The following is a 281-nucleotide window of genomic DNA, read 5'->3' as shown; positions in this document are numbered from 1 at the left end:
CACGCCCGGCCTCCGTCACCTCGACCGTTCGAGTCGTACGGCGGAACAGCTTCACGCCGACCTCGGCCTCCAGTTCCGCAACGAGCCGGCTGAGACCCGGCTGCGTCGTCGCGAGGCGCTGCGCAGCCCGCCCGAAATGAAGCTCCTGCGCCAGCACAAGGCAGCTCGAGATGTGCCTGACGTCCAACCGCATTGATGTCCAAATCCGTATCAATCACGCCAAACTCATCATTTCACACCGGAGGCCGTCTGCAACATCCTCTCTCCATCCCCGCTGCGGC

Annotated in this window: 1 protein-coding gene; it reads right to left on the bottom strand. The window is 64.1% G+C overall.

What is annotated here, in order from left to right:
* Window positions 1–193, bottom strand: a 193-nt coding sequence (locus KZZ06_RS20460; protein WP_219581812.1) for a LysR family transcriptional regulator, incomplete at its 3' end; no start/stop codon positions are given.
* Window positions 194–281: the final 88 nt, after the last annotated feature.

The organism is Sulfitobacter sp. CW3 (assembly GCF_019392245.1).
GTDB lineage: Bacteria > Pseudomonadota > Alphaproteobacteria > Rhodobacterales > Rhodobacteraceae > Sulfitobacter.
Note: the sequence above shows the minus strand (reverse complement) of the source record. Positions and strands in the feature narration are given on the sequence as shown.